Here is a 25,408-nt window from a genome sequence, read left to right on the forward strand (position 1 = left end):
TGCCGCCAAGATGTCCTGGCACAGGCAGCCCTATCTGCTGGCGGCGACTTTCGCGCTGCTGGCGCTGCTGCTCCTTTCGGGTTGGGCTCCCTACGACCGCGCCACCTGGCTGATGGAGGTGTTGCCGGTGATGATCGTGCTGCCGCTGCTGGTCTTGAGCTACCGCCGCTTTCCGCTCACCAGCCTGCTGTATGCCTGCATCTTCGCGCACGCGGTCGTGCTCATGGTGGGAGGCGCCTATACCTACGCGCGGGTGCCGCTCGGCTTCCAGCTCGCCGAATGGCTGGACCTGCAGCGCAATCCCTATGACCGGATCGGCCATTTCTTCCAGGGCTTCGTTCCGGCGCTGGCCGCGCGCGAGATCCTGCTGCGCGGTGACCATGTGCGCGGTCGGCGCATGCTGGCTTTCCTGGTGGTCTGCGTCGTGCTGGCCATCAGCGCCTGCTACGAGCTGATCGAATGGGGGGCCGCGCTGGCGCTGGGTCAGGGGGCGGATGAATTCCTCGGCACCCAGGGCGATCCCTGGGACACGCAGTCCGACATGTCGATGGCCCTGGTCGGGGCGGTCTGTTCGCTGCTGAGCTGTTCGCGCCTGCACGACCGCCAGCTGCGACGCCTGGGCGCCGTCTGAACGCTCCTGGGGTCGCTGGATTGATCCCGGGAGGGCGGCCCGCTTGACTTGGCGTTGTCTGGCGCGTCAAAGTCTCCCGATCCGGCCCGGATCTTCAGCTCGGGCCTCGCTTCGAAGGGAGGCATGATGGCGTTCAGGAAGCATATGCGCAGCTGGCGCAACCCCGATCTGGTGATCCGCTTTCGCGAGGTCAGCCTGTCGGTCGCCAAGCTCGAAGCCCGCCCGGATGTCGCTGCGGGGGTGAAGGAGCAGGCCAGCTCCTGGCTGGTGGATGCACAGGATATCCTGGACCAGCGCCACTTCGGTATCCTGCCCTACGACCGCTACGACGCGGTATGGGCCTTGATCAACCAGTTGCGCCACCTCTTGTGCAGCGTGCTGCCAGCGCCCGACTTGCTCGCCGTGCTGGCCGATGTGCGCGCTTCCTGCTGCTATCTGCCGCAGCAGCAGCAGCGCTTGCTTGGCGAGCGTGAGCTGGCCCGGCTCGAAGCCGAGTTGATCGGCGGCCCTGTCCCCGGGGCTGCCATCCCTGCCGCCACCAGCGAGCCGCTGCCGCGCATCCGCCTGGAACTCGAACGCCTGTCGCGCCTGGTGGCCGGCGCGCGCGAGGCGCACTGGAGAAAGGTCAACCTGCTGCGCAAGCGCTTGACGGTGACGGGGTCGGTGCTGCTGGTCCTGCTGTGCACGGCGTTCTGGCTGTTGCCCGATCTCTTGCGTGGAATGGTCATCACCCGCCCGCAGCTGGCTGGCATCATGCTGTTCGGTGCCATCGGCGGCCTGGTCAGCGCGCTGTGGACCAACGAGTCGATCCACGCGTCTTCCGCCCAGTTCTACCTGCAGCGCACCTTGCTGGCGCTCAAGCCCATCGTGGGGGCGGCCTCCGCGACATTCATTGTCCTGCTGCAGCAAGCCGGCTTTGTCTCGCTGCTGCCTGCGAATGCCGACCCGATGACCGCTTGCCTGGTGCTGGCTTTCCTGGCCGGTTTCAGCGAGCGCTTCATTCGCACCCGGATCGAGGAAGCGACGAACTCATCTGTCGTCAGCGTCAATCCGGCCGCTGCTGAGGCCAGCCAGAAAAGCAGGAAGGGGCAGTGAGTTCGCCTCTTGCCTTGCCGGCAAGCCGATGCCGGAACCGAGTGGCAGCCCAGGCCCCGCCTGGGCCGGGTTCGCCGGCGCTGGCCAGTCGCTTCAGGGCTTCTTGCGGTGGAAGACGATGGGCTGGATGTCGGCGCCCATCGGATGCCGGGGCTGGTGGCTGCAGCTGTGCGGGCTGGCCGAGAAGAAGCCCTTGAAGTCGCCCCGGCGCCACTTGTCGTGCACGCGCCAGCCCAGCAGGGCCAGCAGCAGGGCGGCATGGACCGAGACCTCGGCGAAGTCGTTCTTGCCGGCCTTCTTCAGGAAGAAATGCAGCACCGACAGGATGGCGACCAGGTAGACCAGCCGGTGCAGGCGCTGCCATTTGGCGGCGCCCAGATGGCGGATGGCCTGGTTGAACGAGGTCGCGCCCAGCGGCAGCATGAAGGCCAGTGCCAGCAGGCCGACCGTGATGACGGGCCGGGTCATGACGTCGCGCAGGATCTCGCCGACGTCGAGCGCCATCTCGAGCCAGGCATAGGCCGCGAAGTGCAGCAGCGCGTAGACCAGCGACCAGACGCCCAGGAAGCGGCGCCAGCGCGCCAGCGCCGGCAGGCCCAGCAGCTTGCGCAGCGGGGTGACGGCCAGCGTGGCCAGCAGCAGGCGCAGCGACCATTCGCCGGTGTCGCTGATCAGGGTCTCGACCGGGTTGCTGCCGAGCCGGTCATGCTGGCCGGCCCAGAGCAGGGCGAGCAGCGGCAGGGCGCAGGCCAGCAACGCAAGCGGCCGCAGGAAGTTGAGCAGGCGGGTACTGGACATGGCGCCATTGTAGGCAGGCCCTGCCGCCATGCCAGGCTCGCCGGCCTTGTCCTTGTTGCCTGGCCGGATATGAAAATGCCGCCCCTGGGGGCGGCATGGCGGGACAGGAGCCGGGCCTTGCTTACCAGCTGCTTTCGCGTTCTGGCGTGGCGCGGATGCGGTGGATGCTGAGGTCGGCGCCCTCGTATTCATCCTCCTGGCTCAGGCGCAGGCCGAAGGTGGCCTTGAGCGCGCCGTAGACGGCCAGTCCGCCCAGCAGCGCCCAGCCCACGCCCATGGCGGTGCCGATCAGCTGGCTGGCCAAGCTCACGCCGCCGAGTCCGCCCATGGCCTTGAGGCCGAAGATGCCGGCCGCGATCCCGCCCCAGGCGCCGCACAGGCCGTGCAGCGGCCAGACGCCCAGCACGTCGTCGATCTTCCAGCGGTTCTGCGTCAGCGTGAACATGCCGACGAACAGCAGGCCGGCCACCACGCCGACCGCCAATGCACCAATCGGGTGCATAAGGTCGGAGCCGGCGCAGACCGCGACCAGGCCGGCCAGCGGGCCGTTGTGCACGAAGCCGGGGTCGTTCTTGCCGGCGACCAGGGCGGCCAGCGTGCCGCCGACCATGGCCATCAGCGAGTTGACCGCGACCAGGCCCGAGATCTTGTCGAGCGTCTGCGCGCTCATCACGTTGAAGCCGAACCAGCCGACGATCAGGATCCAGGAGCCCAGCGCGAGGAAGGGGATGTTCGACGGCGGGTGCGCGCTCATGGCGCCGTCCTTGCGGTAGCGGTTGGCGCGCGGGCCCAGCAACAGCACCGCGCCAAGCGCGATCCAGCCGCCGACGGCATGCACGACCACCGAGCCGGCGAAGTCATGGAATTCGGCGCCGGTCAGCGCCTTGATCCAGGCCTGGACGCCGAAATGCTGGTTCCAGACTATGCCCTCGAAGAAGGGATAGACGAAGCCGACGATGACGGCGGTCGCCAGCAGCTGCGGCCAGAAGCGCGCGCGCTCGGCGATGCCGCCCGAGATGATGGCCGGAATCGCCGCCGCGAAGGTCAGCAGGAAGAAGAACTTGACCAGCTCGTAGCCGTTCTGCTGCATGAGCTGTTCGGCGCCGACCAGGAAGCTGCTGCCATAGGCCACGCTGTAGCCGAGCAGGAAATAGACCAGGGTCGAGACCGAGAAGTCGACCAGGATCTTGACCAGTGCGTTGACCTGGTTCTTCTGTCGGACCGTGCCGAGCTCGAGGAAGGCGAAGCCGGCGTGCATCGCCAGCACCATGATGCCCCCGAGCAGGATGAAGAGGACATCTGCGCCCTGTTTTAGTGCGTCCATGCTTGTTTTTGGTGAAAAAAGTGAATTCTCGATGCGGACAGTGGCTGCTGTCCAGTCTGGCACCAAAAGCAAGCAAAAAACAAGCCAGGCTGGTGCAGCATGCACAGGCCTGGCGCGGATTCAGCAGCGGGACGGTGGCGCCCGGCCGTTGCCGGGTCCGGGACTCAGGCCAGCTCGGCGATCAGCTCGATCTCGACGCAGGCGCCGAGCGGGATCTGCGCCACGCCGAAGGCGCTGCGCGCATGGGTGCCGGCCGCACCGAAGACCTCGCCGAGCAGCTCGGAGCAGCCGTTGGTGACCAGGTGCTGTTCGGTGAAGGTCGAGGTCGAGTTGACCAGGCTCATGACCTTGACGATGCGCTTGATGCCGTCGAGGTCGGTGCCGGCGGCGCGGCAGGCATGTTCGAGCGTGCCCATCAGGTCGACGGCGACCGCGCGCGCGGCCGCGCGGCCCTGCTCGGTCGTCATGGTCAGGCCGAGCTGGCCGACCCAGGGCTTGCCGTCCTGCTTGGCGATATGGCCGCTCAGGAACAGCTGCTTGCCGCTTTGCACATAGGGCAGGTAGGCCGCGGCCGGCACGGCGACCGGGGGCAGGGTGAGGTTCAGGGCTTGCAGGCGGGCGTAGACGCTCATTCGGGACTCCGGTGGGTAAATCCGTCAATTCTACGGATTGCCAGGCCTCAGTCGTCGAGCGGGCTCATGCACAGGGACCGGCCCAGGTCGCCCGCGGGGCGGTCCGACGGCGGCGCTGCCGGCAGCGGCGTGGCCTGGATCACGATCACGGTCTTGTCGTCGGTGACGGCCGTGAGCTGGGTGTAGTCGGCGAGGTCGCTGCGCAGCGAATTCATGATCATCTGGGGCTTGGCCTGGCTGCGCTGGCCCAGCTCGAGGATATGCTTGACGCGCTCGTCGCCATAGGGCACATGGTCCGGGTCCAGCGCCTCGGAGATGCCGTCCGAGTAGAGCAGCAGCGTGTCGCCGGCATGGAAGGCGTGGACATGCTCCTCGTAGACTTCGGACTCGTGGATGCCCAGCGGCATGTTCCCGCCGATGAGGGAGATGATGGCGTGTCCGTCCCTGGGCGCGATCAGGGTCGGCATGTGGCCGGCATTGACCCAGGTCACGGTCTGCGCGGCGCTGTCGAAGCGCAGCAGGGTCATCGTGACGAAGGTCTCGAGCTGGATCAGCCGCGGCGTGATGTCGGCATGGATCGCGTTGACCAGTTCGGCCGGCGATGGCAGGCCGGCCTGGCGCTTGGTGTCGAGCCGGGCCAGGGCCTTGTCGTAGGCGCTCTTGACGCCGGCGGCCGTCATCGCGGCCTGCAGGCCCTTGCCCATCGCATCGCCGGTCAGCACCTCGAAGCAGGTCGGGCTGAGCTGGGTGAAGCTGTAGAAGTCGCCGTCCACCCCCTGCGACGGCTCCGAGTGGTAGGCGATCGAGTAGCCATTCAGGTCAGCCGGCGGCGTGCCGAACAGCAGTTGCTGCTGGATCGTCGAGCAGAACTCCATTTCCCGCGCGCGCCATTGGGCGAGTTCCTGCTCGACCTCGATGCGGGCCGCCAGGCTGCGCTGCAGCTGCAGGTTGAGCGCCTCGAGCTCGCGCTGCTGGCGCGCCCGCTCGAGATGGAGCCGGATGCGCGCGCGCACGACCACCGGGTTGAGCGGCTTGTGGATGAAGTCCACGCCACCGCTGGCCAGCGCGAGTGCCTCGCTGTCGGCATCGGTCTTGGCGGTGACGAAGATCACCGGGATGTCGCGCGTGGCCGGATCGCTCCTGAGCGCGGCGCAGACCTCGTAGCCGTCCATGCCAGGCATCATGACGTCGAGCAGGATCAGGTCCGGCTTCTGGCCCTTGGCCAGCAGCCTGAGCGTCTGCTGGCCTGAAGTCGCCGCGCTGAGCTCGTGGTCGGCCTGCAGCATGGCGATCAGGACCTTGATGTTGGAGGGCGTGTCGTCGACGATCAGGACACGCGGCAGGGGGTGTGACAGACTCATGCTATTCCTTGTTTTAATTCTCTAGTTTCTTGTTTTCTAGGCCAGTGACGGGACCGGGGACGGGCCTGGCCATGACCAGTGGCGCAGGTGCTGGCTGGCGAAGTCCTGCAGCTGCTGCAGCGCGGCCTCGAAGTCGAAGTTCGCGATCGATTCGCTGATCGGGGCGTAGTCGGCTTGCCAGCGGGTGCCGGCCAGCAGCGCCTCGATCGCCTCGCTGCAGGGCTGCGACCGGACCTGGCTGCCTTCGAGCAGGCGCGCGAGCGCTTCGAGCCGGGGCAGCAGCTCGGCCAGCCTGACGGCGGTCGCGCCTGGTGCGTCTGGCATGCCTGGCACATCTGGTCCCGGATGGGCTGGCGCGGCGCTCGCCTTGGCCGGGGCGGCATCGCTGGGCGCGCACAGCGCGGCGATCGCCGCGAGCGCCTGCTGCAGGCTGGCAGTGAACGCCTGCAGCAGGCGCTGGTCGCCTTGCTTGAGGCCTTGCTCGAACTGCTGCGCCAGCTGGTGCAGTGCACCGGCGCCGCACAGGGGCGCGAGTCCCTTGATCGTGTGCAGCAGCCGCAGCGCCGGCTCGAACTCATCGCGCGCGAGCAGCAGGCCGAGCCGCTCGGAGGCGTCCGAGAAATCCTGGTGGAAGCTGGCGAGCACCGTCCTGAGCAGGTCCGGGTCGCCGCCGAGCGCCTTGCCGGCCTGCTCGAGGTCGAGCACTGGCGCTGTGCTCGGTGCCGCGATCGGCGCCAGCGGGCTGGCCGCAGCGTGTGGCGCGCGCAGGCGGAACCAGAAGCGCGAGCCACGGCCGGGTTCGGAGTGGACGCCGAGCTCGCCGCCCATGCGCTCGGCGAGCTGGCGCGCGATCGCGAGCCCGAGGCCGCTGCCGCCGTAGCGGCGCGTCCCCGAGCCGTCGAGCTGCCGGAAGCGCTCGAAGACCGCATCGAGCTGTTCGGCCGCGATGCCGATGCCGGTGTCGCTGACCGAGAACTCGAGCAGCGCGCCGTCCTCGTCGCTCTCGATCAGGTCGAGTTCGACCCGGACCCGGCCTGCGTGGCTGAACTTGATCGCGTTGTCGATCAGCTTGGACAGCAGCTGGCGCAGGCACAGCGGATCGATCCGGTAATGGGTCTGCGTCCCGAGCTCGCAGCGGCTATCGAGCTGCAGGTGCTTGTGGCGCGCCGCGGCCTCGAAGGCCGCGACGCAGTCGTGCAGCAGCCCCGGCATGGCGCAGTCAGCCAGCTGCAGCGGGATCTCGCCGGCCTCGGGCTGGCAGAAGTTGAGGATGTCGTTGAGCAGCGCGTGCAGCTGCTGGCCGGAGTCGAGCAGGACCTGCAGGTGCTTGTGACGGTCGGCCGCGCTGAATTCCTGGCTGTGCAGCAGCTGCGCCATGCCGAGGATGCCGTTCATCGGGGTGCGCAGCTCGTGGCTCATCATCGCGAGGAACTCGGACTTGGCCTGGTTGGCGCCTTCGGCGGCCTCCTTGGCGTCACGCAGGCGGATGCCGACCTCGTGCAGCGCCGCGAGGTCGGCGGTGCGCTGGATCAGCAGGTCTTCCAGGTCCTGCCGCTGCTGCTCGAGCTCCTGTTCGCGCGCATGGACGGTGGCCGCGAGCTGGTCCAGGGTCTGCGAGACCGCCTCGATCTCGTCGCCGTCCTGGTCCTGCCGGGGGCCGCTGCCATCCTGCTGCTGGATCCGCTCGATCTGCAGGCGCAGCGCGGCCAGCGGCCGCTCCAGCAGCTGGCGCAGCACGACATGCGCGAGCAGCAGGGTGCAGCCGATCGCCAGCAGCAGCAACAGCAGCAGTTGCTGCCGGCTGCGATGCAGCAGCTCCTCGCCCTGGGCATGGGGCAGCCGGGCGGTCAGATAGGCCATCCCGTTCGCGATCGGCAGGCCGATCACGCCGATGAAGGTGTCGCGGCTCTCGATCGGCCGGATCGGCGGGACCGCGAGCCCGGGGCCCAGGCGCTGCGCGCGATCGGCATAGGGGCTGTCGAAGCTCGTGTCCAGCCCATAGCCGAGATCGTGCGAGAAGTCATCGAAGAAGCTGCGGTCCAGCGTCCGGCTCATCTCGAGGTGGCCGATCGGTGTTCCGGGATCGTCGCGCAGGATGTTGAGGTTGGCGCGGATCAGCAGCTCGTCGCCCGTGCGGTGGTAGCTGATGACGATGGCATTGCCTGCCCGGGGCCTGGTCTGGTAGCTCGGATGCTGGTAGCGCAGCGGGCTGTTCGGGGCCGGCAGCGGGACGGAGGCATAGAAGCTGCTGCCCTCGCTGCGCTGCAGCGCGCTGGCGCGGCCGTTGGCGAACGAGATATAGGCCTCCCGGTAGCGGCCCTGTTCCTTGCCGGCATAGGCAATCAGCTCGCCGCGGCGGCCATAGAGCACCGCGCTCTGGTGGAAGGCGAGCTTGGCATGGGTGAGCAGGTAGCTGGCGAGGTTCTTCTTTTCCTCGTCGATCAGCAGCAGCGCTTCGGGCGAGTCCTGCTGCTGCGCCTCCTCCATCCGCTGCATCGAGGCAATGAAGCGGGGGTCCTTTTCCAGCAGCGCCACGCCCTCGCTGAGCTGGGTCTCGGTCTGCACCAGGTGGTGCGAGAGGCGGTTGAAGCCATGCTGGAGCTGCTGCTGCGCCTGCTCGCTGAAATGGGCCTTGAGCACGCCGTCGAAGTAGAAGCCCAGGATCGTGGTCAGGAAAACCACTAGCCCGATCACCAGGACCGTCAGCTTGAACTTGAGCTTGAACTGGATGATCGGCAAGGACATGGCGGGGCCGGAAGTTCAGCGGAAAACTGATTTTATTATTGAAATCGGAAATTTTATCTTGCTACGAAGCGCTCGCTGGGCAGCATCGGCTGCCAGGTGCTCGACTGATGCGCTGGTCGATCGCGACCGAGCCAGCGGACTGGTCTGGTGTGACAGCTTAGCGTCAGATCGCTTCAGGCGTGTGGCACGGGGGCCTGGTCCGGGTATTCCCCAGGTGGCGCCACCGTGACCTCGACTTGCAGCAGGTGGGCGCCGCCGCCCTGGATCACGCCGCGCAGCGGCGAGACGTCGCCGAAGTCGCGTCCCAGCGTCAGCGTGACATAGTCCTCGCCCGGACAAGGGCTGCCGCAGCGGTCGTTGGTCGGATCGAAGTCATGCCAGGCGCCGTCGCACCAGACCGAGACCCAGGCGTGCGAGGCGTCGGCGCCGATCAGGCGCGGCTGTCCCGGTGGCGGCTGGGTCAGCAGGTAGCCGCTGACATAGCGTGCGGCCAGGCCCAGGCTGCGCAGGCAGCCGATCATGATGTGGGCGAAGTCCTGGCACACGCCCTTGCCCTGCGCGAGCGCTTCGAGCGCTGGGGTGTTGACCTGGGTGCTGGCGCTCTCGTACTTGAGATCGGTGTGGATCTTGCGGCACAGCGCCGCGCAGGCCTCGAGCAGCGGCCGCCCGGGCGTGAAGACCGGACGCGCGAAGGCGGCGAAGGCTTCATCGCGCGGCACATAGGGCGAGGCGAACAGGAATTCGCTCGCGGGCAGGTAGCGGGCGCCGGCGTGGTAGCGGAAGCCCTCGCGGACTTCTTCCCAGGCGGGCGAGTCGGGCAGCGGCGCGGGGGGGCGGGTCTGCACCAGGCTGTCGGCGCCGACCTCGAGCGTCTCGTGCGCGCTTTGCAGCGCGAAGAAGCAGCGCCAGTTGCCGAAGGCGTCCAGGCCCTGCTGCAGCTGGGCCGGTTCGGGGCTGACGCTCAAGCGATGCTCGAGCACCTGCTGGCCTTGCCATTCCAGCGGGCGCAGGTGGGCCAGGTGCTGGGCCAGCAGCACCGGGGCCTGGTAGCGGTAGCGGGTGTGGTGGACGATGCGCAGCAGCATGGGGATCAGGCCATCAGGCTGGTGTTGACGCGGTCGGCGTGGCTGAAGTAGCGCTGCGCGAGCTGGGTCGACAGCGTCAGCACCGAGCTCTCGAGCTGGCGCATCAGCGGCAGCAGCGGCGGCTCCATGAGCTGGTCCAGCGTCCAGTCGTCGGGGTCGGGCAGCAGGCTCTTGAGCTTGATCCCGTCCTCCTTGGCGCGCGGCAGCTTGGACAGGCGCGAGCGCAGCGTCGACAGCACCCAGCCCAGCGAGCGCGGGTTGTCGCGGTTGACGATCAACACGTCGAGCAGCGCGGTGCGGTCGCGCCGCTGCTGGTACTGGTAGTGGAAGGTGATCGTGCTGTCGAACAGCGCCAGCAAGGCCTCGAAGCCGTCGTCATGGCGCAGGCAGCCGCTCTCCATCGCCAGCGCCAGCGCGCCCGCCAGCGTGTGCAGCCGCTCGATGTGGCGACCGATGCTGAGCATGCGCCAGCCGTCGTCGCGCACCATGCGGTCGGTCTGCTCGCCGGTGATCGCGGTCAGCAGGCCGCTGGCCTCGTTGAGCGCGTCGAGCGCTTCCTGTGGCGCGTAGTCGGCGTCGGCGCTGAGCGAGGCATGGCGCGCCGTGAACTGTTCGTCGACGCGCTCGATCAGCGCGCGCAGGTCGAGCGAGAGCCGCTCGCGCACCTGGTCGGCCGACTGGCGCAGCGCGCGCAGGTTGTGGCCGACGCTGGCGCTGCCCGAGCCGGCGCCGAGCCGCTCGATCAGCAGGCGCTCGAAGCCGCGCACCGAACGGAGCGGATCGGTGGCATCGAACGGGACCAGGCCCTGGTGGCGCGCGGCCTTGCCGAGCCAGCCCAGCAGCTCGGCGTTGTTGAGCTGTTCGCCTTGCAGCAGGCGCAGCGTCAGCCTGGCCAGTCGCAGGCTGTTGTCGGCGCGCTCGGTGTAGCGACCGAGCCAGAACAGGTTCTCGGCCGAGCGGCTCGAGACGATGCGCTTTTGCTGGGCATGGGCGCGCGCATTGTGCGCATCCGACAGCAGGCTGGTGCGGTCGATCTCGCCCTCGGTCTGGACCCAGCAGTCGGCGCTGCTGCCGCCGCTCTGCATCGACGCGATGGCCTGGCCGGGCGGCGCCATGCGCACCAGTCCGCCGGGCAGCACGCGCCAGGATTGCGGTCCGTCGCAGAGCGCGAACACGCGCAGCATGACCGCGCGCGGCACGATCTCGCCGGCACGCCAGGTCGGCTGCTGCGACAGCGGCAGGTAGGACTGCAGGGTGTACTGCTCGGGCTGCTCGCGGATGCGCTCGCGCAGTGCGGTGATGGCCGGCGGGCTCAGCATCGGGCCGATCTCGGTCTCGCTGCTGGTGCGCGGGTAGGTGCGCTTGACCACGCTGCGCTCGAGCCGGTGCAGGCCGTCGGCCAGGCTGGCGGCTTCGCCGCACCACCAGGTCGGCAGCGAGGGCAGCAGCAGCTCCTCGCCCAGCAGCTGCCGGCTGATCGCGGGCAGGAAGCCCAGCAGCGCGCTCGACTCCAGCGGCGCCGAGCCCGGCGCATTGGCCAGCAGCACATGGCCGGCGCGCACCGCCTGCATCAGGCCCGGCACGCCGAGCGCCGAGTCCGAGCGCAGCTCGAGCGGGTCCAGCCAGTCGTCGCCCAGGCGCTTGATCAGCACGTCGACCGGCTCGAGCCCGTGCAGGGTCTTGAGGTAGACCCGCTGGTCGCGCACCGTCAGGTCGTTGCCCTCGACCAGCGGCAGGCCCAGGTAGCGCGCCAGGTAGGCGTGCTCGAAGTAGGTCTCGTTGTAGGGGCCAGGCGTCAGCAGCGCGATGCGCGCGTCGGCCCCGCGCGGACTGAGCGCACGCAGCCCCTGCATCAGCGCCTTGTAGCTCGCGCCCAGGCGCTGCACCTTCATCGCGTTGAAGGCGTTCGGGAACTGGCGCCCGATCGTCATGCGGTTTTCCAGCAGATAGCCCAGCCCGGACGGCGACTGGGTGCGGTGCGAGACCACCCGCCAGCGGCCGTCGGGGCCATGGGCCAGGTCGACCGCGACCACATGCAGCCAGGTTTCCCCGGCTGGCCGCAGGCCGCGCATGGCGCGCAGATAGCCCGGGTGTCCCTGCACCAGCGCCGGCGGCAGGAAGCCCTGCTGCAGCAGCTGCTGCGGGCCATAGAGGTCGGTCATGATGGTGTTGAGCAGCCGGGCCCGCTGCAGCACGCCGGCCTCGATCCCGGTCCATTGCGCGGCCGGGATGATGAGAGGAAACAGGTCGATCGACCAGGGCCGCTGCTGGCTGTCCTGGTCGGCGTAGACGTTATAGGTCACGCCGTTGTCGCGCAGCTGACGCGCCACGCTCTGCTCGCGCCGGTTCAGGTCGGACAGGCCCTCGACGCCCAGGTGATCGAAGAACTCGCCCCACTCGGGCGCCAGGCCAGCTGGCGCGGCCGCACCGGCCAGGCCGCCGCGCAGCTCGTCGCGATGCCCCGCCGCGACCGGCTGGGCGAGCGAGAGCGCCCAGGCCTGCGGGCAGGCCAGGCTGGCGGATGGACGGGGCAGCGGGTGATCGTTCAAGGTCAGACGGGTAGGCAAGCGACGAGGACAGGCGAAGTATGCCTGCTTCGTCGCCCGGTCCCACCCTTTTGACAAGTCTCAGCGCCGCAGGTCGAGCGTGAACGGGAACTCGCGGCTCGGTTGGGCCGGCTCGGCCTGCAGCCGGCCCGGTGTGTGGCCCATGCGGAAGAAGCGCGCCAGCCGGCGGCTCTCGGCCTCGTAGGAGTTGATCGGGAAACTGTCGTAGTTGCGCCCGCCCGGATGCGTGACATGGTACTGGCAGCCGCCCAGCGAGCGCTGCATCCAGCTGTCGACGATGTCGAACACCAGCGGCGCATGCACGCCGATGGTCGGGTGCAGGCTGGACGGCGGGTTCCAGGCCTTGTAGCGCACCCCGGCCACATAGTCGCCCACGGTGCCGGTGTTCTGCAGCGGCAGCGCGCGGCCGTTGACGGTCAGCAGGTAGCGGCTGTCGTTCCAGCCGCTGACGCGGACCTCGAGCCGCTCAAGCGAGGAGTCGACATAGCGCGCCGTGCCGCCCGCAGTGCTTTCCTCGCCCATCACATGCCAGGGCTCGAGCGCGTTGCGCAGGCTCAGCTCGATGCCGCGCGTGGCGAGCTGGCCCACCAGCGGGAAGCGGAACTCGAAATGCGGCGCGAACCAGGCCTTGTCGAACGGGTAGCCGAAGGCGGCCAGGTCATCGAGCACATCCTCGAAGTCCATCTGCACGAAGGTCGGCAGCAGGAAGCGGTCGTGCAGCTCGGTGCCCCAGCGCGTCAGCTTGCCGACCTGCGGCTGCTGCCAGAAGCGCGCCACCAGCGCGCGCAGCAGCAGCTGCTGCGCGATGCTCATGCGCGCATGTGGCGGCATCTCGAAGGCGCGCAGCTCGAGCAGTCCCAGGCGGCCGGTGGCCGAATCGGGCGAGTAGAGCTTGTCGATGCTGAACTCGCTGCGGTGGGTGTTGCCGGTGACGTCGATCAGCAGGTTGCGCAGCGTGCGGTCGACCAGCCAGGGCGGCATGGCCTCGCCGTGCAGCTCGCGGTTGCGCGCGATCTGATCCAGCGCGATCTCGAGCTCGTAGAGCTGGTCGTTGCGCGCCTCGTCGACGCGCGGCGCCTGGCTGGTGGGCCCGATGAACAGGCCGCTGAACAGGTAGCTCAAGCTCGGGTGGTTGTGCCAGTAGGCCAGCAGGCTGGCGAGCACTTCGGGCTTGCGCAGGAAGGGCGAGTCCGAGGGCGTGGCGCCACCGAGCACGAAATGGTTGCCGCCGCCGGTGCCGGTGTGGCGGCCGTCGGTCATGAACTTCTCGGCACAGAGATGGGTCTGGTGCGCGGCCTCGTAGAGGAACTCGGTGCGCTCGACCAGCTCGGCCCAGCTGCTCGAGGGGTGGATGTTGACCTCGATCACGCCCGGGTCGGGGGTGACCTGCAGCAATTTCAGGCGCGGGTCGCGCGGCGGCGGGTAGCCCTCGAGCACGAGCTGCACATCCTGCTCGATCGCCGTTGCCTCGATGGCGGCCAGCAGGTCGAGGTAGTCCTCGAGGCGCTGCAGCGGCGGCATGAAGACATAGAGGTGGCTGCTGGCGCCGCCATGGCGCACCTCGGCCTTGGGGCCGTTGGCGCGCTGCGGATCGCGTGCCTCGACGCACAGCGCGGTGCGGGTCAGCCAGTGCGCCGATTCGTGGCGGGCGGGCTGGCGGGTCGTGTCGGCGGCTGCCAGGGCGCTGGCCGGAGCGGCGCCGCTGCCAATGCCGCGGCCTGCTTCCAGCCCGGCAGCGGTCCGGCCTGCCAATTCGCCCGCCTTGCCTGCCCGCTCCGCCTCATGCCAGCCGTACTCGCGGTTCTGCATCGCGACCACGCCGCCCTCGGCGAAGCCGCCGCCGAACTGGTGCGGCGCGTACTGGTGCAGGAAGGTCGCGCCGGCGGGCAGGGCGTCGCGCGCCACGCTCGGGTCCTGCTCGATGTGGTAGGGGTAGTCGCGCGCGGCGACCCAGGGCAGCGAGTCCAGCGGCAGCCGGTAGCCCATCGGCGAGTCGCCCGGGATCAGGTACATGCGCTCGTCGCGGAAGAACCAGGGCCCGCTGCCCCAGCGCGGCCCGCTGGCCTCGACCTCGTGCCGCGCCTGCAGCGGCAGCACATAGCCGACCGCCGCCTCGAGTCCCTGGCTGAAGACGCGGCGCAGGCGCACCCGCTCGAGCTCGTCGTCGAGCCGGGAGTCGAAGGGGTCGACGTTGACCGGCAGCTTGCGCTCGCGCCACAGGTAGTACCAGCTGTCCTCGAAGCCCGGGGTGATGAAGTCGGTCGCCAGGCCGAGCTTGCGCGCCAGCGCCTCGGTGAAGCGCTGCGCGTCCTCGGCCGTGTAGCGGGCCGGGTTGCGCTCGTCGGCCAGCCGGGACGGGTCGTGCCAGACCGGCTCGCCGTCGGCGCGCCAGTAGAGCGACAGCGCCCAGCGCGGCAGCTGCTCGCCCGGGTACCACTTGCCCTGGCCCAGGTGCACGAAGCCGCCCGAGCCGTACTGCTCGCGCAGGCGACCGAGCAGCTCGGTCGCGTAGTCGCGCTTGGTCGGGCCGAGCGCATCGGTGTTCCACTCGGCTGCGTCGCGGTCGCGGGTGGCGACATAGGTCGGCTCGCCGCCCATGGTCAGGCGCACATCGCCCGCGACCAGATCCTGGTCGACCTGTTCGCCCAGCGCCAGGATGGCCTGCCACTGCTCGTCGCTGTAGGGCCGGGTCACGCGCGGCGACTCGTAGATGCGCGTGACCTGCATGTGGTGCTCGAACTCGACCTCGCACTCGTCGAGCGCGCCGTCGATCGGTGCCGCGCTCGAGGGTTGCGGCGTGCAGGCCAGCGGGATATGGCCTTCACCGGCCAGCAGACCCGAGGTCGGGTCGAGTCCGATCCAGCCCGCGCCGGGCAGGAAGACCTCGCACCAGGCGTGCAGGTCGGTGAAGTCGACCTCGGTGCCGCTCGGGCCGTCGATGGCCTTGACATCGGGGGTCAGCTGGATCAGGTAGCCCGAGACGAAGCGCGCCGCCAGGCCGAGCTGGCGCAGCAGCTGCACCAGCAGCCAGCCGGTGTCGCGGCAGGAGCCGCTGCGTTTCTCGAGTGTCTGCTCGGGCGTCTGCACGCCGGGCTCCAGCCGGATCGTGTACGAGATGTCCTGCTGCAGCTTCTGGTTGATGCCGACCAGGAAGTCGATCGTGCGCTGCTCCTTGCTGTCCACCTGCTCGAGGTAGGCCGCGAGCAGCGGCGTCAGCTCGGACTTGATGCGGTAGGGCGCGAGCTCGGCCTCGAGCTCAGGGCTGTAGCCGAAGGGAAAGTTCTCGGCGCTGGGCTCGAGGAAGAAGTCGAAGGGGTTGTGCACCGCCATCTCGACCACCAGGTCGACCGTGACCTTGAGCTCGCGCGTCGGGGTCGGGAACACCAGCCGTGCCTGGTAGTTCGAGAACGGGTCCTGCTGCCAGTTGATGAAATGCTCGGCCGGTTCTATCTTCTGCGAGTACGACAGCACCCGGGTGCGGCTGTGCGGCGCCGGACGCAGGCGCACGACCTGGGGACCGAGGTTGACCAGGCGGTCATAGCGGTAGTGCGTGACGTGATTCAGAGCAACATGGATCGCCATCTGTAACTTTCAGGGCTGGGAGGCTGGGAATATGGACCGTCTCGATCGGAGGGATCTGGCTCATCACATCCTAGCAAGTTGCGCGCCAGTCCTGATGACGGTTGGCTTGATTCGGATCAAGGATTGACCGCGTCATGATCGCCACGCTGCTCGGCGCGGTGATGGGTGTCGCGCTGCAGTTGCAGCAGCCCGTGCTCTGGAGCGCGCACGCCTATCTGGGCCTGATGTTGCTGGGAGTCGGGCTTGCCGGCCTGGCCTGGATGCTGCGCCGCCGGGATGGCGGGCCTGGTGCAGCGGGCCGGCTGCAAGGGGCCGGGCGGTCCAGCGCGGCGCCAGCCAGGGCCTGGCTGCGCCTGGCCCGTTCGGCCCTGCTGGCGCTGGCGGTGCTGGCGCTGATGGCTGGCGCCACCGGCCTGCGCGCGCTCGAGCGTGCCGGCCAGTTGCTGCCGGCGGCGCTCGATGGCCAGGAACTGCTGCTGGTCGGCCATGTGGCGGGCTTGCCGCGCCCCGGCGAGCGCGGCGTGCAGTTCGAGTTCGTCGTCGAGTCGGCGCGCTGGAACGGCCTGCTGGTCGAGTCGCCCGGGCGGGTCCAGCTGGGTTGGTGGAAGCGCAGCGCCGAGTCCGATGCCACGGCGCAGGTGCAGCCGGCAAAGTCAATCAAGCCCGCGCCGATCGCCCCTCCGACCCTGCTGCCCGGCCAGCGCTGGGAACTGGTCGCGCGCCTGCAGCGCCCGCATGGCCTGGCCAATCCGCAGGGCTTCGACCTCGAGCTCTGGCTGTGGGAGCAGGGCCTGCAGGCCACCGGCTCGGTGCGCGAGGGGCGCGGCCGGCTGGCGCCGCGGCAGCTGCCGGGCCAGGTCTGGCTGCCGGTCGCGCAGGCTCGCCAGGCGGTGCGCGCCGCGATCCAGGCCGCGGTGCCCGATGCGCGCGCTGCCGGCCTGCTGGCGGCGCTGGTGGTCGGCGACCAGGCCGCGATCGACTCAGACGACTGGGAGGTCTTTCGCCTGACCGGGGTGGCCCATCTGGTCAGCATCTCGGGCCTGCATGTGACGATGTTCGCGCTGCTGGCCTCGGCCTGCGTCGGGCGCGGCTGGCGCGCGCTGGCCCGGTTCTGGCCCGGCCTGCTGTGGCGCTGCCCAGCCCCGACGGCGGCGGCGCTCGGCGGCCTGGCGCTGGCTTTTTCCTATGCGCTGTTTGCCGGCTGGGGCGTGCCGGCCCAGCGCACCGTGCTGATGCTGGCCTGCCTGACCTGGCTGCGCCTGAACGGCGCGCGCTGGCCCTGGCCGGTGCTGCTGCTGGCGGTGATGGTCGTGGTGCTGCTGCTCGATCCCTGGGCGCTGCTGCAGCCGGGCTTCTGGCTCAGCTTCGTCGCGGTCGGCGTGCTGCTGGCCTCGTCCTGGCTCGGGCAGGCCGAGAGCAGCGGCCTGCGCGCCTGGTTCATCGACCTGCTGCGCACCCAGGCCATCGTCAGCGTGGCGCTGGCGCCGCTGACCCTGCTGTGCTTCGGCCTGATGTCCATCGTCGGCCTGCTGGCCAACCTGGCGGCCGTGCCCTGGGTCACCGGCCTGGTCACGCCGCTGGCCATGCTCGGCCTGCTCTGGGCGCCGCTGTGGCGGCTCGCGGCCTGGGCGGCCGATCTCATGACGGCTGGCCTGCAAGGGCTGGCCCGGCTGCCCTGGGCCGCCTTCGAGCGCCCCGAGCTGCCGCCCGCGCTGGCGCTGCTGACGCTGGCCGGCGCCGTCCTGCTGGTGCTGCGCCTGCCCTGGGCCCAGCGCGCCTGGGGCCTGCTGCTGTGCTGGCCGCTGCTGACCTGGACCCCGCCACGCCCCATGGTGGGGGAATTCGAGCTGCTGGCGCCCGATATCGGGCAGGGATCGGCTGTCTTGGTGCGCACGGCACGCCACAGTTTGGTGCATGACACCGGGCCTGGCCAGGGCAGCGGCAGTGCGGCACAGCGGGTGCTGCTGCCGCTGCTGCGCGCCGGCGGCGACCGGCTCGACCTGCTGGTCGCAAGCCACGACGACCTCGACCATGCCGGCGGCCTGTCCGAGCTGTTGCGCCAGCACCCGCGCGCCGAGCTCTGGGCCTCCTATGACACCCGGCGCGCGACCGGCCGTGCGGCGCGCCGCTGCGAGGCCGGGCAGCGCTGGTCCTGGGATGGGGTGGGCTTCGAGTGGCTGCACCCGCGCGCCGAGGACGATGGCCTGCGCCTGAGCGACAACGCGCGCTCCTGCGTGCTGCGCGTGAGCAGCGCGAGCGGACGGGTGGCCTTGCTGACCGGCGACATCACGGCGGCCGAGGAGTCGCGTCTGCTGCAAGACCTGCCCGGCTTGCGCGCCGACCTGCTGCTGGCCGCCCACCACGGCAGCTCGACCTCGTCTGGCGAGGCCTGGCTCGATGCGCTGCGCCCGCGCTGGGTCGTGATCCAGTCCGGCCACCAGAACCGCTTCGGTCATCCGGCCCCCGAGGTGCTGCAGCGCTTGCGCGCGCGTGCCATTGCCTGGAGCAACAGCCCGAGCTGTGGCGCCGCCAGCTGGCGCAGCGACAGGCCTGCGGCCTTGCTCTGCCAGCGCCAAGTCCGGCCGCGCTACTGGCAGGCGGATGCCGATGCCGCCATTGATCTGGGTCAATGATCCCTGGCGACCCGGCCAGTGACCGGTCCGACATTGGCCCGTTACTTGCTAACATGGAATTGCCCAGATAAACGCGAGCCCCCCATGAGCCGACACCAATTCGACGAAATGTATGCCGCACCCGGCCAGGTGCGTGAGCACTACCTCCAATACGCGCGCTGGCTCGCCGAGCAGCCCGACGACGTGATGCGGGCGCGCCGCGAGGAAGCCGAGATGATCTTCCGCCGCGTTGGCATCACCTTCGCGGTCTACGGCGCCAAGGACGAGGACGGCGCCGGCACCGAGCGGCTGATTCCCTTCGACCTGATCCCGCGCGTGATCCCGGCAGAGGAATGGCGCTCGATGGAGAAGGGCCTGGAGCAGCGCGTCACGGCGCTGAACCGCTTCCTGCACGACATCTACCACGACCAGGAGATCGTCAAGGCCGGCATCGTGCCGCGCGAGCAGATCGAGGGCAATGCCCAGTTCCGGCCCGAGATGGTCGGCGTCGACCTGCCGGGCGGCATCTACTCGCACATCTCGGGCATCGACATCGTGCGCGCCCCGGTGCCGGGCGGGCAGGGCGAGGCCGAATACTACGTGCTCGAGGACAACCTGCGCGTGCCCAGCGGCGTGAGCTACATGCTGGAAGACCGCAAGATGATGATGCGGCTGTTTCCCGAGCTGTTCGCGCAGAACCGGGTCGCGCCGGTCGCGCATTACCCCGACCTGCTGCTCGAGACGCTGCGCTCGGTCTGTCCCGACCATCCGGTCGATCCGACCGTGGTCGTGCTCACGCCCGGCATGTACAACAGCGCCTATTTCGAGCATGCCTTCCTGGCCCAGCAGATGGGCGTCGAGCTGGTCGAGGGCCAGGACCTGTTCGTCAAGGACGATTTCGTCTACATGCGCACCACGCGCGGCCCGAAGCGGGTCGACGTGATCTACCGCCGCGTCGATGACGACTTCCTCGACCCGCTGGCCTTCCGCCCCGACTCGACCCTGGGCTGCGCCGGCCTGCTCGATGTCTACCGCAAGGGCAATGTGACGCTGTCCAACGCGATCGGCACCGGCGTGGCCGACGACAAGTCGATCTACCCCTATGTGCCGCAGATGATCGAGTTCTACCTGGGCGAGAAACCGATCCTGAAGAACGTGCCCACCTACATGGGCCGCAAGCCCGACGACCTCAAGTACATCCTGGCCAACCTGAAGGACCTGGTGGTCAAGGAAGTGCATGGTGCCGGCGGCTACGGCATGCTGGTGGGACCGGCTGCGACCGCGGCCGAGATCGAGGAATTCCGCCAGGCCGTGCTCGCCAATCCCGAGGGTTACATCGCCCAGCCCACGCTGAGCCTCTCGAGCTGCCCGACCTATGTCGAGCGCGGCATCGCGCCGCGCCACATCGACCTGCGCCCCTTCGTGCTGTCGGGCCGCAAGGGGGTGCAGATCGTGCCGGGCGGACTCACGCGCGTCGCGCTCAAGGAAGGCTCGCTGGTGGTGAACTCGTCCCAGGGCGGCGGCACCAAGGACACCTGGGTACTGGAAGACTGAGGAAGAACTGAAATATGCTGTCGAGAACCGCCGATCACCTGTTCTGGATGTCGCGCTACACCGAGCGCGCCGAAAACACCGCCCGCATGCTGGACGTGAACTACCAGACCGCGCTGCTGCCGCAGTCGGCCGCGGTGGCCAAGCTGGGCTGGGAGGGCCTGCTGCGCATCAGCGAACTGATGCCCGCCTACGAGTTCCTGCATGGCGAGGTCAACAGCAAGGACGTGCTGGACTTCATGGTGCGCGACGCCTCCAATCCCTCGAGCATCGTGTCCTGCCTGCGCGCCGCGCGCGAGAACGCCCGCGCGGTGCGCGGCGCGCTGCCGACCGAGGTCTGGGAAACCATCAACCACACCTGGCTCAAGCTGAGCCAGATGCTCAAGGACAAGGAGTTCGAGCGCGACCCGGCCAAGTTCTTCGACTGGGTCAAGCACCGCTCGCACCTGTCGCGCGGCGTCGCGATCGGCACCATGCTGCGCGACGAGGCCTTCTATTTCTACCGCATGGGCACCTTCCTCGAGCGGGCCGACAACACGGCGCGGCTGCTCGACGTCAAGTTCCACGCGGTCGAGAGCGACTTCTACGGCGCCGCCTCCGAGCAGGACCAGGAATACGACTTCTACCACTGGAGCGCGATCCTGCGCAGCGTCAGCGCGTTCGAGGTCTACCGCAAGGTCTACCGCGATGTCATCACGCCCGAGCGGGTGGCCGAGCTGCTGATCCTGCGCGCCGACATGCCGCGCAGCCTGCACGCCAGCCTGCAGGGCGTGGTGGCCAACCTGGGCCGGGTCAGCAACTCGATCTCGGGCGAGACCGAGCGCCGTGCCGGCAAGATGCTGTCCGACCTGCAGTACGGCAGCCTCGAGGAGATCATGGAGACCGGCCTGCACGCCTACCTGACCCAGTTCCTCGACCGCGTCAACGAGCTCGGCGGGCGCATCAGCCGCGACTTCCTGGTGCCGGCGCCGGTCTGAGGCGCCACATAAGCAAAAAGCCCGTCGCTGCAGTAGCGACGGGCTTTTTATATTGGAGCGGGATAAGAGACTCGAACTCTCGACCTATACCTTGGCAAGGTATCGCTCTACCAACTGAGCTAATCCCGCATCTGAATTTGGCTCCTCGACCTGGGCTCGAACCAGGGACCTACGGATTAACAGTCCGGCGCTCTACCGACTGAGCTATCGAGGAATCTACCCGTGGCGATGGTGTCATCACGGGCATCAGTATCAAATTGTTGGCTCCTCGACCTGGGCTCGAACCAGGGACCTACGGATTAACAGTCCGGCGCTCTACCGACTGAGCTATCGAGGAACAGCCTTGAATTATAGCCAGGTTTTCGACTCTGTTGCAGCAGGGTGAAAATTTTCTGGCTCAGGCCGCAGGTTCAGGCGTTCAGCGACCCTGGCCGGCCTGGGCGGCGCGCAGTGAGTCCCAGCGCTGCTGCAGCGCGGCAGCGGCGGCTTCGGGCTGTTCGGCGCCGGTGATGGCGCGCACCACCGCAAACGACCCGACACCGCTGGCGGCGACCTCGGGCAGCTGCTCGGCGCCGATGCCGCCGATCGCGACCAGGCTGCGCGAGCGCATCAGCCGCGCGTAGGCCTGCAGCCGTCCCGTGCCCTGCGGCGGCGTCGCCATGGCTTTGAGCGTGGTCGGGAACACCGCGCCGAGCGCCAGGTAGCTCGGGCCCACGGTGTCGGCGCGCAGCATCTCGGCATAGCCGTGGGTGCTCAGGCCCAGCCGCAGCCCGGCGTCGCGGATCTCGGCCAGCTCGGACGCGGTCAGCGTGTCGAGGTCTTCCTGGCCCAGGTGCACGCCGTAGGCGCCGGCGGCAATCGCCTCGCGCCAGTGGTCGTTGATGAACAGCAGGCTGGCTGTTCCCTGCACGGCTTCGACGGCGGCGCGGATCTCGGCGCGCACGGCGGCCGCATCCTGCGACTTGAAGCGCAGCTGCACGGTCGGCAGGCCGGCGCGCGCCATGCGACCGACCCATTCGGCGCTCGGCAGCACGGCGTAGAGGCCGAGCGCTGGCGGGCAGGGTGCGAAGGCGTCAATGCGCGGACCGGCGGGGATGCCGAAATCGGCCGGCTCGCAAGGCCAGGCATCGGGGTCGAAGCGGCCGCTGCGATCGCTCTGGCGCTGCCAGGCGCTGGCCACGACCTCGGCGTCGGCCGGGATGAAGCCGAGTCGGCGCGCGGCGGCGTAGCCGATCGCATGGGGGCTGGCGTCGGCCGGCAGCGCGGCCGGATCGGTATTGCTGTCCAGGCCGAGCGCGGCATGGCGCTCGACGATGCTCTGCATCAGTTCGGTGGCAGTCGGCATGGATCAGTCCTGGTGCCAGAACGGGGTGCCGAGCACCGGGGTGCTGGGCTGTGCGGTGTCCTGCGCGGTCATGGCACCGGCCAGGAAGGCGCTGCGGCCGGCCTTCACCGCGTCGGCGAAGGCGCCGGCCATGGTGACGGGTTCCTGCGCCAGCGCGACCGCGGTGTTGAGCAGCACCGCGTCATAGCCCCATTCCATCACCTGGCAGGCGTGCGAGGGCAGGCCCAGGCCGGCATCGACGATCAGCGGCACGTCGAGGCGCTCGCGCAGCGTGCGCAGCGCCCAGGGGTTGATCGGGCCGCGGCCGGTGCCGATCGGTGCCGCCCAGGGCATGACGGCCTGGCAGCCGACGTCGACCAGGCGCTGGCACAGCACCAGGTCGTCGGTGCTGTAGGGCAGCACCTTGAAGCCGGACTTGATCAGGCGCTCGGCGGCCTCGACCAGGTTCAGCGTGTCGGGCTGCAGCGTGTAGTCGTCGCCGATCAGCTCGAGCTTGATCCAGTCGGTCTCGAACACCTCGCGCGCCATCTCGGCGGTGGTGATGGCTTCCTGCAGGCTGTGGCAGCCGGCGGTATTGGGCAGCACCGGCACGCCCATCTTCTGCAGCAGCGGCCAGAAGCCCTGGCTGGCGTCGAGGCCGCTGGCGCCCTGGCGCCGCAGCGAGGCGGTCAGCATGCAGGGCTGGCTGCGCGCGACCGCGGCCTCGAGCACGGCGGGCGAGGGGTAGCGCGAGGTGCCCAGTAGCAGTCGGCTGGCGAAGATCTCGCCATAGAGGACCAGCGGGTCTTGGTTGGGGGCGGCTGTGGTCATGGTGTGAATCGGAAGGTGGTGGGCAGGGAGCGGCGGCAAGGAGGCTCAGCCGCCGGTCACGGGGGCGATGATCTCGACCTTGTCGCCTTCGGCCAGCGGCGTCTGGGCGTACTGGCCGCGCGGCACGAAGCGCAGGTTGAGCGCGGCGGCGAACGGGCCGCTGGCGCCTAGCGCCTGCACCGCATCGGCCAGGGTGGCGTGGTCGGGCAGCTGGTGGGCCTGGTTGTTGATGAGGACTTGCATGGTGGGATCAGGCCGCGCGGGCGGCCAGGGTGGAAAAGCGCAGTTGCAGCTGGTCGGCCAGCGTCTTGCGGCCTTGCTGCATCCATTCGAGCACGGCGTCGAGCAAGGCCGGCGAGATCATGAAGCCGTGCCGGTACAGGCCGTTGACCTGCAGCACGCGCGGCGCGACCTCGTGGATGGCCGGCAGGTTGTCGGGCAGGGTCGGGCGGCAGTGGCTGCACAGCTCGAGGATGCGTCCCTCGCCGAAGCCGGGGTGGACCGCGTAGGCGGCGCTCAGCAGTTCGAGCGTCGAGCGCACGCTGGCCGGGCTCATGTCGTCGCTCTCGATCTCGGTGGCGCCGATCACGAAGATGTGGTCTTCCTTCGGCGCGATGTAGATCGGGTAGCGCGGGTGCAGCAGCCGGGTCGGGCGCTGCAGCGTGACGTCGGGCGCATGGATGCGCGCGACCTCGCCGCGCACGCCGCGCAGGCTCTGGCCCGGGGCCTGCCAGTCGGCGCGCGCGCCCAAGCCCCGGCAATCCAGCAGCCAGCCGCCCCGGTCGGCCTGGATGTCCTGCGCCTGTTCCAGCGTCAGGCGGGTATTCCATTCGATGGTGATGCCGCGCGCGGCCAGCGAGTCGGTCAGCGCCGCCAGCAGCTGGCGGTTGTCGAGCTGGCCTTCCTCGGGCAGGTACAGGCCCTGGTGGAAGCGCTGCGCCAGCGCCGGCTCGAGCTCGGCCAGGCCCTGGCTGTCGAGTCCGCGTGGCCTGGGCAGATCGGGTAGGGCACGGCCGGTCTGGGCCAGCAGGCCCGAGAAGCGCTGCGCCTCCGGCGCGTCCTGGCGGTGCCAGACGATCAGCGTGCCGTTTTGCTGGAAGTAGACCGGGCGCGTCAGGCCCTTGATCAGCTGCGGCCAGCGCGCGAGCGCATACTGGCCCAGCGCGACCACGCTGGGCTCGGTGATGGCGGATTCGGCCAGCGGTGCCAACATCGCGGCGGCGACTCGGGCCGCCGCACCGCTGCCGTCGGGCGGGCCGGCATCGACGAGGCGGACCGGGTGGCCGGCTTGTGCCAGCGACAGCGCGAGCAGGCGGCCCATCAGGCCGGCGCCGAGCACCAGCACTGGTTCTTGTGGCTGCAGGGATTCAGACATGGTGACGATCCTCTTGAGGCAAGGAGCGGGCAGCGCGCGGGCGCTGCGGGATAATTTTGCGATGAGCCAAGATTCCACCTTTCATTACCCACGCGTCCTGACCATCGCCGGCAGCGATTCCTGCGGCGGCGCGGGCATCCAGGCCGACCTCAAGACCTTCGCCGCGCTGGGCTGCTACGGCATGAGCGCGATCACCGCGCTGACGGCGCAGAACACGGTCGGCGTGCGCGCCATCCACGGCGTGCCGGCGGACTTCCTGCAGGAGCAGATTGCTGCCGTGATCGAGGACATCGGCGTCGACGCGGTCAAGATCGGCATGCTGCACGCGCCCGAGATCGTCGAGGTGGTGGCCTGGGCGATCGACCATTACCAGCTGCAGCAGGTGGTGCTGGACCCGGTGATGGTCGCGACCAGCGGCGACGCGTTGATCCGGCAGGAAACGATCGCCTCGCTGGTGTCCGAATTGTTCCCGCGTGCCAGCCTGATCACGCCGAACCTGGACGAGGCCGCGCTGCTGCTGGGCCGTCCGGTGCGCGAGGTGGCCGACCTCGACGCTGCCTGCGCCGACCTGCTGGGACTGGGTGCCAAGGCCGTGCTGCTCAAGGGCGGCCATCTGGGTGGCGAGCAGCTGACCGACCTGCTGGCGCTGCCTGCTCAACCCGCCGACCGATGGCTGCGCCTGAGCGGGCCGCGTATCGCGACGCGCAACTCGCATGGCACCGGTTGCACCCTGTCGTCGGCGATTGCCGCCCACCTGGCGCTGGGCCTGGAGCTGGCCGAGGCGGTCCAGGCAGCGCATGCCTATATCCGCGGCGCGATCGCGGCCGGCGCCGATGTGCAGACCGGCCAGGGCCACGGACCGCTGAACCACGGTTACGCCCCGCAGGCCATGCGGCGGCTGCAGGGCTGAGTCGCGCT

At 69.4% G+C, this 25,408-nt stretch carries 18 protein-coding genes and 3 tRNA genes; 6 read left to right on the forward strand and 15 right to left on the reverse strand.

The genetic code is table 11. The annotated features are described in order from the left end of the window. Positions 1-10: 10 nt before the first annotated feature. Together C6P64_RS08290 and C6P64_RS08295 are read left to right on the forward strand one after the other, a co-directional pair. Complete coding sequence (locus C6P64_RS08290) at positions 11-631, forward strand: DUF2238 domain-containing protein (RefSeq protein WP_105748248.1); 621 nt, start codon at positions 11-13, stop codon at positions 629-631. Positions 632-757: 126 nt separating this feature from the next. Beyond that, positions 758-1,726 (forward strand): hypothetical protein, encoded by a 969-nt coding sequence (locus tag C6P64_RS08295; RefSeq protein ID WP_146115887.1) that lies wholly within the window; start codon positions 758-760, stop codon positions 1,724-1,726. Positions 1,727-1,819: 93 nt separating this feature from the next. Here C6P64_RS08295 and C6P64_RS08300 read toward each other — a convergent pair whose 3' ends face one another. The 8 genes from C6P64_RS08300 to C6P64_RS08335 all read right to left on the reverse strand — a co-directional run bounded on the left by C6P64_RS08300 (position 1,820) and on the right by C6P64_RS08335 (position 15,820). Then, complete coding sequence (locus tag C6P64_RS08300) at positions 1,820-2,524, reverse strand: protein-methionine-sulfoxide reductase heme-binding subunit MsrQ (protein WP_245911672.1); 705 nt, start codon at positions 2,522-2,524, stop codon at positions 1,820-1,822. Positions 2,525-2,645: 121 nt separating this feature from the next. Next, on the reverse strand, positions 2,646-3,848 hold the full coding sequence (locus C6P64_RS08305; RefSeq protein ID WP_105748091.1) for an ammonium transporter: 1,203 nt from the start codon (positions 3,846-3,848) through the stop codon (positions 2,646-2,648). Between the two features lie 164 nt (positions 3,849-4,012). Further along, positions 4,013-4,480, reverse strand: a complete 468-nt coding sequence (locus C6P64_RS08310) for a RidA family protein (protein WP_105748092.1) — start codon at positions 4,478-4,480, stop codon at positions 4,013-4,015. A gap of 47 nt (positions 4,481-4,527) precedes the next feature. Beyond that, the gene (locus C6P64_RS08315) at positions 4,528-5,841 is read right to left on the reverse strand and encodes a PP2C family protein-serine/threonine phosphatase (protein WP_105748093.1); all 1,314 of its coding nucleotides are present in this window, start codon (positions 5,839-5,841) and stop codon (positions 4,528-4,530) included. A gap of 36 nt (positions 5,842-5,877) precedes the next feature. After that, positions 5,878-8,586 carry an ATP-binding protein gene (locus tag C6P64_RS08320; RefSeq protein WP_105748094.1) on the reverse strand — a complete coding sequence of 903 codons (2,709 nt, stop codon included), beginning with the start codon at positions 8,584-8,586 and terminating at the stop codon, positions 5,878-5,880. Positions 8,587-8,759: 173 nt separating this feature from the next. Then, positions 8,760-9,671, reverse strand: a complete 912-nt coding sequence (locus tag C6P64_RS08325) for a transglutaminase family protein (protein WP_105748095.1) — start codon at positions 9,669-9,671, stop codon at positions 8,760-8,762. 5 nt (positions 9,672-9,676) lie between these two features. Next, positions 9,677-12,220 (reverse strand): circularly permuted type 2 ATP-grasp protein, encoded by a 2,544-nt coding sequence (locus C6P64_RS08330; protein ID WP_245911673.1) that lies wholly within the window; start codon positions 12,218-12,220, stop codon positions 9,677-9,679. A 78-nt stretch (positions 12,221-12,298) separates the two neighbouring features. Beyond that, positions 12,299-15,820 (reverse strand): transglutaminase family protein, encoded by a 3,522-nt coding sequence (locus C6P64_RS08335; protein WP_105748097.1) that lies wholly within the window; start codon positions 15,818-15,820, stop codon positions 12,299-12,301. Positions 15,821-15,954: 134 nt separating this feature from the next. Here C6P64_RS08335 and C6P64_RS08340 point away from each other — a divergent pair, with 134 nt between their 5' ends. The 3 genes from C6P64_RS08340 to C6P64_RS08350 all read left to right on the forward strand — a co-directional run bounded on the left by C6P64_RS08340 (position 15,955) and on the right by C6P64_RS08350 (position 20,960). Beyond that, positions 15,955-18,453 (forward strand): DNA internalization-related competence protein ComEC/Rec2, encoded by a 2,499-nt coding sequence (locus tag C6P64_RS08340; protein WP_105748098.1) that lies wholly within the window; start codon positions 15,955-15,957, stop codon positions 18,451-18,453. Between the two features lie 84 nt (positions 18,454-18,537). Continuing rightward, positions 18,538-19,986, forward strand: a complete 1,449-nt coding sequence (locus C6P64_RS08345; RefSeq protein ID WP_105748099.1) for a circularly permuted type 2 ATP-grasp protein — start codon at positions 18,538-18,540, stop codon at positions 19,984-19,986. 14 nt (positions 19,987-20,000) lie between these two features. After that, positions 20,001-20,960: an alpha-E domain-containing protein gene (locus tag C6P64_RS08350; protein ID WP_105748100.1), complete on the forward strand. Its 960-nt coding sequence runs from the start codon at positions 20,001-20,003 to the stop codon at positions 20,958-20,960. Positions 20,961-21,013: 53 nt separating this feature from the next. On the opposite strand, the gene C6P64_RS08355 is transcribed toward C6P64_RS08350, so the two are convergent. The 7 genes from C6P64_RS08355 to C6P64_RS08385 all read right to left on the reverse strand — a co-directional run bounded on the left by C6P64_RS08355 (position 21,014) and on the right by C6P64_RS08385 (position 24,490). Then, positions 21,014-21,089 (reverse strand) — tRNA-Gly (locus C6P64_RS08355). Between the two features lie 9 nt (positions 21,090-21,098). After that, positions 21,099-21,174, reverse strand: a tRNA-Asn gene (locus C6P64_RS08360). A gap of 47 nt (positions 21,175-21,221) precedes the next feature. Next, positions 21,222-21,297 (reverse strand) — tRNA-Asn (locus C6P64_RS08365). A gap of 81 nt (positions 21,298-21,378) precedes the next feature. Continuing rightward, positions 21,379-22,305, reverse strand: a complete 927-nt coding sequence (locus C6P64_RS08370) for a thiamine phosphate synthase (RefSeq protein WP_105748101.1) — start codon at positions 22,303-22,305, stop codon at positions 21,379-21,381. A gap of 3 nt (positions 22,306-22,308) precedes the next feature. Next, positions 22,309-23,115, reverse strand: coding sequence for a thiazole synthase (locus C6P64_RS08375; protein ID WP_105748102.1), 807 nt, complete (start codon positions 23,113-23,115; stop codon positions 22,309-22,311). Positions 23,116-23,160: 45 nt separating this feature from the next. Further along, positions 23,161-23,358: a sulfur carrier protein ThiS gene (gene thiS / locus C6P64_RS08380; protein WP_105748103.1), complete on the reverse strand. Its 198-nt coding sequence runs from the start codon at positions 23,356-23,358 to the stop codon at positions 23,161-23,163. A 7-nt stretch (positions 23,359-23,365) separates the two neighbouring features. Beyond that, complete coding sequence (locus tag C6P64_RS08385; protein WP_105748104.1) at positions 23,366-24,490, reverse strand: FAD-dependent oxidoreductase; 1,125 nt, start codon at positions 24,488-24,490, stop codon at positions 23,366-23,368. Between the two features lie 61 nt (positions 24,491-24,551). Here C6P64_RS08385 and thiD point away from each other — a divergent pair, with 61 nt between their 5' ends. Continuing rightward, positions 24,552-25,400, forward strand: a complete 849-nt coding sequence (gene thiD, locus C6P64_RS08390) for a bifunctional hydroxymethylpyrimidine kinase/phosphomethylpyrimidine kinase (RefSeq protein WP_105748105.1) — start codon at positions 24,552-24,554, stop codon at positions 25,398-25,400. Positions 25,401-25,408: the final 8 nt, after the last annotated feature.

The sequence above is a fragment of the Malikia granosa genome (genome assembly GCF_002980595.1).
GTDB lineage: Bacteria > Pseudomonadota > Gammaproteobacteria > Burkholderiales > Burkholderiaceae_C > Malikia > Malikia granosa.